This is a genomic window from Sporolactobacillus inulinus, from assembly GCF_006539285.1.
In the GTDB taxonomy this organism is placed as follows: domain Bacteria; phylum Bacillota; class Bacilli; order Bacillales; family Sporolactobacillaceae; genus Sporolactobacillus; species Sporolactobacillus inulinus.
In genome coordinates this window covers 1-8,385 of sequence record NZ_BJMS01000119.1, presented here as the reverse complement: position 1 = coordinate 8,385, position 8,385 = coordinate 1, and the positions used below count along the sequence as shown (strand labels likewise).

The following is an 8,385-nucleotide window of genomic DNA, read 5'->3' as shown; positions in this document are numbered from 1 at the left end:
GGAAGTTCATTTCTATTTAGCAGAAGCTCCACTTTTATGCGCATATCGTTGTACCACAAAGCAAAATCATAATCTTTCCTTTTCCTTCTTCATGATCAAATTAATGATACAGTACCCTAACATCGCTCTTCTTCACAAAGGCGATGCGGTGATTGTAGGAAATTTGGTAGTATTGGTCCGTCCCGCTCACCACACGATAGGTTTCGGGCGCGTTGAACAGTTTCGCATAATAATAGTCGGATCCTACCGCTTTCTCTGCGACATAGAATTGTCCGGCCGGCATGCGGTAAATCGGTGCCATACCGACAGGTGCGATACCATATTTTTCATAGGCAGCAGCTTCCGGATAGGCTGATCCGTAGACTGGGATCGAGTCCGCGCCTTTCTTCGGTGTGACTAATAGTCCGCTGCCTTTTACCGTGTTCACACCTTTCGGATTATAGAACCATGCCTTTTGGCCGCCGAAATCGATCGCTGTCCAATCACCGGCTTCATCAACCTTATAGTACGATCGACCGGTGACCGCCTTGTTGCCCCAGTCGTTCAGCGCCGTCGTCCCGGTTCCGTTTGGATTGAGCAAGGGATCGCCGATAAGAGCTGCATTGAAGCTTGGTGCTTTGTAGAGATAGATGAAGTTGGCCGATTTTTTCTCAAGTTGCTGCGCGCCATACGTCACTTCCGGCTGGTTGGTTGCATAATCCGGATTGATCGTGACAATATTGGCGTCCTTCTTCCCGCTGGTTTTCGGCTGATTCTTGGTGAACGGCGCACCAAGCAGTTTAAAGTAATGGGCCCAATCCCAATAGGCTGCCGGATCCCAATGCATCGCCACTTGTCGCGACGGCGTCAGCCCAGGTACTTCTTCGTGACCGATGATGTGCTCACGATCGAGCGGTATCTCATATTTTTTTGCTAAATAGTTGACGAGTTTCGCTGAAGCGCGGTACATCGGTTCACTGTACCAGGTCGCTCCCTCAACAGCGTACCCTTCGTGTTCGATACCGATCGAATGGCTGTTCATGTACCAATTACCCGCTTGCCAGGCAACATCTTTCGGATCAACCATTTTGGTGATCTGTCCATCTGAAGAGCGGATCACATAGTGTGCACTGACATAGGTTTGCTGCAAAAAGGTATTGATCGTTCCCTGATAGCTGACTTCAGAATCATGAATAATGATGTAACGAATTTTTTGTCCATCATAGGGACGGTTGGCAAGATCATAGTTGCCGTAGTCTCCGTCCGCATCGGAGAATGCTTTGTATAACGCCGGAACGTACTGCATATCGACTCCTTTCGGAACCTCACCGTCCGCCTTTTTGTGCTTCGTGAGGTGAAGCGAGGCAACACCGTTCTTCTTCGGCGAAATCTTCTTGGCTGAAAGACTCACTTTTTCTGCTGAGTCAAGCGTCCGAGAGGTTCCTTGATTGATGGTTTTATAGACTTGATCGGCGAAATCAACGGCGGCTTCATAATCGTTCGAGCCACTGTATTTGGCAACTGCAGCGTACCAATCCGCCGGATCAGTGGACAGCTCGCCACTGATCTTTTTCTGATAATCGGCAAGAAGTGCAGCCCCGCCGAGTATATTCTTATCCTGATCCGTTTTCAATGCTTCAGGTGCAGCGCCGATGAGTTTTGCCGCTTGATCGAGCGTATGCGCCGCTCTTGATTGTGCGGCTGCACGCGAGTTTGCATTCAGCGGAGTTCCCTTCGCAAAAAGATCTGCGGGTGCATCCATATCCGTCAGGTGCATGACGCCGTATCCGCCAGCCATGCTTGGCTTATCGTCGTGACTGTCCCATCGTGTCTCGTTGTAAGAAACAGACAGCAAAACGCTTAGCGGTACATGATAGGTTCCCGCTGCTTTCTTGAACGCATCCTGAAGGCTTGTCCGTTCACGCGATGCAGCATCGGCCGGATCAGCCATTCCGAAAACCAGTATGAAGAGGATGATCAGGCATGCACTAAGCGGAACATAAATAGGATAGCTCTGTACTTTCTCTTTCAAGACAATCACTCCCTGTTAATCGACATGATCACTCACAGACGGAAAAATAAGGTGGCAAAAACAAAGCACAACGCCGGCAAATCTGCCTGAAATAGCGAAACCAGCCTTAAATTCAGCCAGGCTGTTTTTTTATCTCCATTATCAGAGACAAAGAGGACAGAGATGCAGTGTTGCTGCGAAAAAAGTTGATGCGTGCGAGCGGCAACTGTCACCCGTTCTTCTCGTGATTCCGGATGCCTCAAGCGCCCGCAACGGGTACTTGTCAATCGAGATAACAGGTTCAGTATAAAAGTAGTCTATAGTGTTGTCACTATTATGAAAGTTGGATTAAGTTCGACTATAAGGTCAATAAGACTGCGTTTTTCTTCCCATTCAAATACAACCTCGACCGACGACCTGGAACAAAGGCATTCGATTCGAGCGGATTGAAAACGGACACATAGGTTAGATTTACAATCGTTGTGCCATTTGAACCAATCAAGCCAGCAGATAACATTTAAAAACAGCTTTATGAAAGTCTTTTGTTTTTTTTGTCTCTTTTACCGCTGCTGCCGGGCTCGCTTGCCGCGGGTGATCCGAAAGCCTGCTCGGCAAGCCGTTGCCCGTGAAGACTCCCGTGGCTCGCGCGTACGAAGGCGCCGAGCACCCCAGGCGGCCTCCCTTTGGTCAAGAAACAACATTTGATTAAAAAAATAAACGGGCACCGATGGCCCGCTAGATTTGCTGCTTATATTTTTTTCAATGCTTTTTCATTCACGACAAAGTCAGGATGTTCCCTGCGCATAAATTTGTCGATATTATCAACCGTGACCTGTGCTACGCGAGCAATGCTCTCGCGCGTCGTCCCGGCAACATGCGGGGTGACAATCAGATTATCCAGCTCGGGCAATGATTCCGGCGGTTCTTTTTCAAACACATCAAGCGCCGCACCGGCAATTTGTTTCCGGCGCAGGGCATCGATTAATACCGGCTCATCGATCAGCGCGCCGCGCGAAATATTGACAAGGAAGGCTGTCTGTTTCATGCGCGCCAAGGCCTGTTGATCAATCAAATGATAGTTTGATGCGCTCAAGGCAGTAGAAATCACCACATAATCCGCTTCACGGAGCAGGTGGTTCAGATCAACGAAACTTGCCTTTAGCCGTGCCGCCGCATCATGATCCTGGTAATTTCCATAGGCGATGACGCGCATGTTAAACGCACCTGCATAGCGCGCGACTTTTTGCCCGATCGAACCGAAACCAATGATGCCGATGGTTTTGCCGTCGAGTTCATAGGCATCACCGCTCGGCCATTTTCCCTGTTTCGTGCCGCGATCGAACATCGGAATCATTCGCGACAAGGCAATCAGCTGACCGAACGCCAGCTCCGCAACCGAGGTGGCGTTTTCTCCCGGCGCATTGCTGACCATAATCCCGCGCTCCGTAGCGGCATCAATGGCCACATTGTCGAGTCCGGTACCGGTTTTTAAAATATAGCGAAGCCGGGGAGCTGCCTCAATCACTTCGCGGTCACACGGTGCAATGGCTGTGATGCACACGTGAGCATCTCGAATGGCTTCCTTAACTACCGCTTTATTCGCCGCCTGATCGTACATCAGACAGTGAACCTCGGCACCCATTTTCTCTAAACGATCCACCATCTGCCGGTGAATGGTCACATAGGATTTTCCCACACAAAAAAGAATCTGCATCTCGTCAGCCTCCCCGCTACAAATCAATCGATTCAATGAACAATTATCTAATAATATAGCAAAAAAATGCGGATGAACCCAAAAACAAAGCCCCATTTCTTTGGTTGAAAAACAGCAGCGATCATGCTACGTTAAAAATACTACATAAAGTATGAAAATTATGAAAGCAGGGACGATTCATGAACCAACATTTGGACAATTCCATCAAAGAAAAAGTGATGAAGCTCTTTAACTATCTGCATACACATGCCGAAATTAGTATGAAAGAATTTCAAACGACCGAATTTATTCAAAAACAATTGGATACGCTCGGATATCGGACGCATACTTTCGCAGACTGCCCGGGCGTCATTGCTGAAATCGGCAGCGGAAAACCGGTTGTCGCCTTGCGCGCCGACATGGACGCGCTCTGGCAAGAAGTAAACGGCAAGCTGCAAGCCAATCACTCCTGCGGCCATGATGCCCATATGGCGATGGTGCTTGGCGCGGCGATGATACTTAAGGAAAAAACAGATCGGATGAACGGAACCATTCGGCTTGTCTTCCAGCCGGCAGAAGAAATAGGCCAAGGCGCGCTTGAATTGAGCAAACGCGGCGTCCTGGATGATGCCGACTATTTTTACGGCGTTCATCTCCGCCCGATTGAAGAGACCTTGGATGGCCGCGCGCGACCGGCAATTCTGCACGGCGCGTGCGGCACCATCCGCGGCGTCATTGACGGCGAAGAGGCACACGGCGCACGACCGCATCTCGGTATAAATGCCATCGAAGTCGCAGCTTCAATCGTCGATGCGCTCGGTCATCTGCACCTCAATCCGATGACGCCAAGCTCTGTCAAAATGACGACGCTGCATAGCGGTTCGGCAACCAACATCATCCCCGGGCATGCTGAATTCAGTCTGGATGTTCGCGCTCAGAACAACGAAATCATGACGGAGCTCAAGAAAAAAGTTCGCCAGATCGTTCAAGGGGTTGCGGCCGGCTACGGTGCGACCGTGACCCTTGAAGAATCACACGGAAGTCCGGCTGCTGTCTCTGCCCCGGAAGCAATCGCCATAATGGGAGAAGCCATCAAGAAGGTGCTTGGCGAGGATCATTACGACCCGGCAAAACGTTCCGGCGGCGGTGATGATTTCCATCAATACGCGATCCGCACACCCAAATTGAAATCAACCATGCTTGGTCTCGGCTGCGATCTCAAGCCCGGACTGCATCATCCTTATATGACGTTCAACCATGACGCAATGTACGACGGCGTCTTGATTCTCTCCGAAGCCGTACTGATGACCTTTGAAAAGTTAAATAGCATTGAAGCCAAAGCATAATCACGCTCAACGCTTCGGCAGCTCGCATCAACAAGACGCGACCGCGGGCAGTCGGGAGCATATAAATGACCTGCGGCATCTCCCTAACCTGCAATCAACAGCGATGCTCCGCAGGCGTCTCACACCTGCTCAGTCACTGTGTTATCGGTTGGGCTCCATGACAAACTTTATCCTTTCTTCGCATATTAAAAGAGATCGGCGCAGCATCCACAAGCTCATGCGCCGATCTCTTTTACATTTTTATCATCGCCTCAGTCAGTTACTGATGCGCGCATCAAATCTCCGCGTTTGCTTGTTTCATTTCTCTGCTTAAGGAAACAAAGTACTCGAACAGATGAAGCATGAGTTCGCTTCCGCCTGCGGTCATTGATTCCGGATGCCATTGAACACCGATCAAGCCTTTTTCCGTGATATCGACCGCCTCGATCACACCATCTGCGGCGAACGCTGCCGCATGCAGCCCATCGCCAAGCCGAGCAACCGATTGATGGTGAAGACTGTTTACCTCAATCGTTTCATGTTCACCGAGCACTTGGTAGAGACGCGAATCCTTCTCAATCCGTACGCGATGGCTGCCTTCTTTGCGGGACACTTTTTGAGTATGCTGAATCGGATGGTCAATTTCATCAGAGATATCCTGAACCAGCGTGCCGCCGAGCGCGACATTGATCACCTGCAAGCCGCGGCAGATCCCGAACACCGGTTTTCTCAGTTTCATTGCTTGCTGCAACAATTGAAATTCAGCCCGATCGCGCTCCGTATCAAAGACACCGCAGCCGGGGGTCGGATCCTGATCAAAGAACTTCGGGTTGACATCGCAGCCGCCGCTGAGCACGAAGCCGTCGCAAAGCGCCGCATACGTATCAACACTTGGACCGGGGACAATCGGCAGGATCAAAGGGACGGCACCTGCTTTGATCAGTGATGAACTATAATCCTTGTGTGCATAGTCTCCCTCTGAAAATTCACTGAGTTTTACATAACCGCTGCTGATTCCAATAATCGGTTTTGTCACCGCCCTACCCCTTTCTCTTTCCTTTTTTGCACGTCTTATCTTTTGTTTTATCGGCTCATTTTCTAGATGATCAATGTACCTTACGTCTCAGGGCATCGTAAAGTTTGCGCTCAATTCATTTTTCTTCATCGTGCTCAAATAACGATAGATGGTTGCTTCAGATGTCTTCAACTCAGAGGCAACGATGTGTACAATCCCTTTGAGCAGGAAGATTCCATGATTATTGAGTTTATCCACAACGTCGCGCTTCTCCTTTTGCGACATTCGCTCGGTAGGGATATTCATTCTGGAAACAATTTCCTTAATGCTGTTTATGGCTATATCCTCAATCGATGTCCCCAGGCGACCCATGGCGTTGCCGGAGTTCGTGAAGGCATCGTGTTCCAATCTCATAAAATCATCTAAAAAATGAATCGCTTCGTCCATTTTTCTGAAGTCGATGTTGATGACAAGCGCACCAATCAGTTCACGATGTTCGTCTCTTATAAAATATGTAGAGGATCTGAGTACGGTTCCATCCTCAGCACGACCTTCATAATTGGTTCGAAACGATCGGTGCGATTCGCTCTCTTTTTGAAGCATCTTTATGAGCAATTGGGGTGCAGGCGCCCCGAGCGAAAGACCGCTCCAGCTCGTCTCACTCATTGCGATTACCGAATGTGCACAATCTCGCACATCGTAAAGCACAATCTCGGCGTCCTCCCCCAACACATGACCTAAAAAGAAAACAAAGGCCTTCAAGCGGTTCAGCTGATCTGCGATGTCTCTCTCCTCCTAGCCTCGGGAACGTTGAGACGTTTGGGTTCACCCCGTTTTTTTATGCGTCATTCACACAGGCCGATTATGAATCGTGTTCAATTGGGGATGTGTTTTGAGTGACGGCAAGTAAGTGTTGAAACGCGCGCAGCACCTTCTGCGTGCCTTCTTCAACAAGCGCACGCGGCGCGGCCACATTCATGCGAATAAATCCGTGTCCTGACGGGCCATAGGTACTGCCCATCTGCAAAGCAACGCCCTGTTCAATCAATGCTTGCTGAACCTCTTTTTCGGACACATGTAGCGCTTCATAGTTAATCCACATTAAATAGGTGGCGTCGTTTTCCATGCAATAGATGCCATCAAGCTGAGAAAGCATGCGACGTACGTAATCGATATTCCCTTTCACGTAGTGCATCAATTCGATCAGCCACGGCTCCCCCTTCTCATAAGCAGCCGTCATTGCCGCAATTTGGAACGGATTGATCGATGGATAAACCATCGCCCTCTGCTCACGCTTAATCGCCGCTGCAATTTTCGAATCAAAAGTCAACATGTAGGACGGACCAATTCCCGCCAGATTAAAGCTTTTCGTCGGCGCCATCAGGGTTACAATTTGGCCGGCCGTCTCGCCGGCAAGCTGAGCAATCGGTTGATGCCGATGCCCGGGAATCACCAGATCGGCATGGATTTCGTCTGAAATGATTGGCAAATGGTACGCAGCAGCTAGCGCAATAACTGCTTTTAGTTCGTCAGGATCCCAAATTCTTCCGCCAGGGTTATGCGGCGAACAGATTAGAATACACGTGGGCTGCTCCTCTTTGATTTTCTGTTCCATATCTGCAAGATTCATCGAATAGCGCTGATCATGCAGCTCAAGCTCAGATACAAGCGGCACGCGGCCGAGCTGATTAATCTGTTCAAAGAACGGATTATAAACCGGATGATGAATCAGAACTTTATCACCTTCGCTTGTCAGTGCGCGCAAGGCAAGGCTGATGCTCGACACCACATTATGATTAAAAATGATCGAACGATCCGCTACGTTCCACGTGTAGCGCCGCATCAGCCAGTTCCGTACGGATTGCTTGAGTGATTTTGGACACAGCGTGTAACCGAAGATTTTTTGATCTAAAACATCGCTCATCGCATCGAGAATACAATCTGGGGCGCGAAAATCCATGTCGGCAATCCACATCGGCAATACATGCGACTTCCCATAAAGCATTGCCGCTCCATCCCATTTCACACTGTTCGTGTTCGTTCGTTCAACGTGTTCATCGAAAATGCTTTTTGTCACCGGGCTCACTCCCATATCAAATCTTCCTATCTCTTTGCAGCAACCCATCATTCCGCCCGTTAACAAAATAAATTGTTATTGCAATAATAATTTATTTATAATTTTTATTTTCATAGTTTTGTAAAAATAAGTCAATAGTCATTTTATTAGAAAACTTGGCTTTGCCAAGCCTCTGGCGAAGGCAAAGACATAGTTGCACTTACACTCGTTTCCTTAAATCTTTTGTTTTTTATTACTTTCTTACCAGTGTAAGAAAAACCAAGCTGTGCTTGGTCCTTTATCTCC

General features: G+C 48.9%; 6 protein-coding genes. 1 reads left to right on the top strand and 5 read right to left on the bottom strand.

Going from position 1 to position 8,385, the window contains the following annotated elements:
- Window positions 1-100 precede the first annotated feature (100 nt).
- Together SIN01_RS13060 and SIN01_RS13055 are read right to left on the bottom strand one after the other, a co-directional pair.
- A complete protein-coding gene (locus SIN01_RS13060; RefSeq protein ID WP_218027786.1) occupies window positions 101-2,011 on the bottom strand; it encodes an N-acetylmuramoyl-L-alanine amidase in 1,911 nt (636 codons plus the stop codon).
- Between the two features lie 727 nt (window positions 2,012-2,738).
- Window positions 2,739-3,704 (bottom strand): 2-hydroxyacid dehydrogenase, encoded by a 966-nt coding sequence (locus SIN01_RS13055; protein ID WP_141306123.1) that lies wholly within the window; start codon window positions 3,702-3,704, stop codon window positions 2,739-2,741.
- Between the two features lie 179 nt (window positions 3,705-3,883).
- On the opposite strand from SIN01_RS13055, the gene SIN01_RS13050 reads away from it, so the two are divergent.
- The gene (locus tag SIN01_RS13050) at window positions 3,884-5,029 is read left to right on the top strand and encodes a M20 peptidase aminoacylase family protein (RefSeq protein ID WP_141306122.1); all 1,146 of its coding nucleotides are present in this window, start codon (window positions 3,884-3,886) and stop codon (window positions 5,027-5,029) included.
- 274 nt (window positions 5,030-5,303) lie between these two features.
- Here SIN01_RS13050 and SIN01_RS13045 read toward each other — a convergent pair whose 3' ends face one another.
- From SIN01_RS13045 to SIN01_RS13035, 3 genes are all read right to left on the bottom strand, one after another.
- Window positions 5,304-6,044 (bottom strand): gamma-glutamyl-gamma-aminobutyrate hydrolase family protein, encoded by a 741-nt coding sequence (locus SIN01_RS13045; RefSeq protein WP_141306121.1) that lies wholly within the window; start codon window positions 6,042-6,044, stop codon window positions 5,304-5,306.
- An 87-nt stretch (window positions 6,045-6,131) separates the two neighbouring features.
- Complete coding sequence (locus SIN01_RS13040; protein ID WP_507772787.1) at window positions 6,132-6,794, bottom strand: helix-turn-helix transcriptional regulator; 663 nt, start codon at window positions 6,792-6,794, stop codon at window positions 6,132-6,134.
- Window positions 6,795-6,885: 91 nt separating this feature from the next.
- Complete coding sequence (locus tag SIN01_RS13035; protein ID WP_170215019.1) at window positions 6,886-8,100, bottom strand: MalY/PatB family protein; 1,215 nt, start codon at window positions 8,098-8,100, stop codon at window positions 6,886-6,888.
- Between the last annotated feature and the right edge of the window lie 285 nt (window positions 8,101-8,385).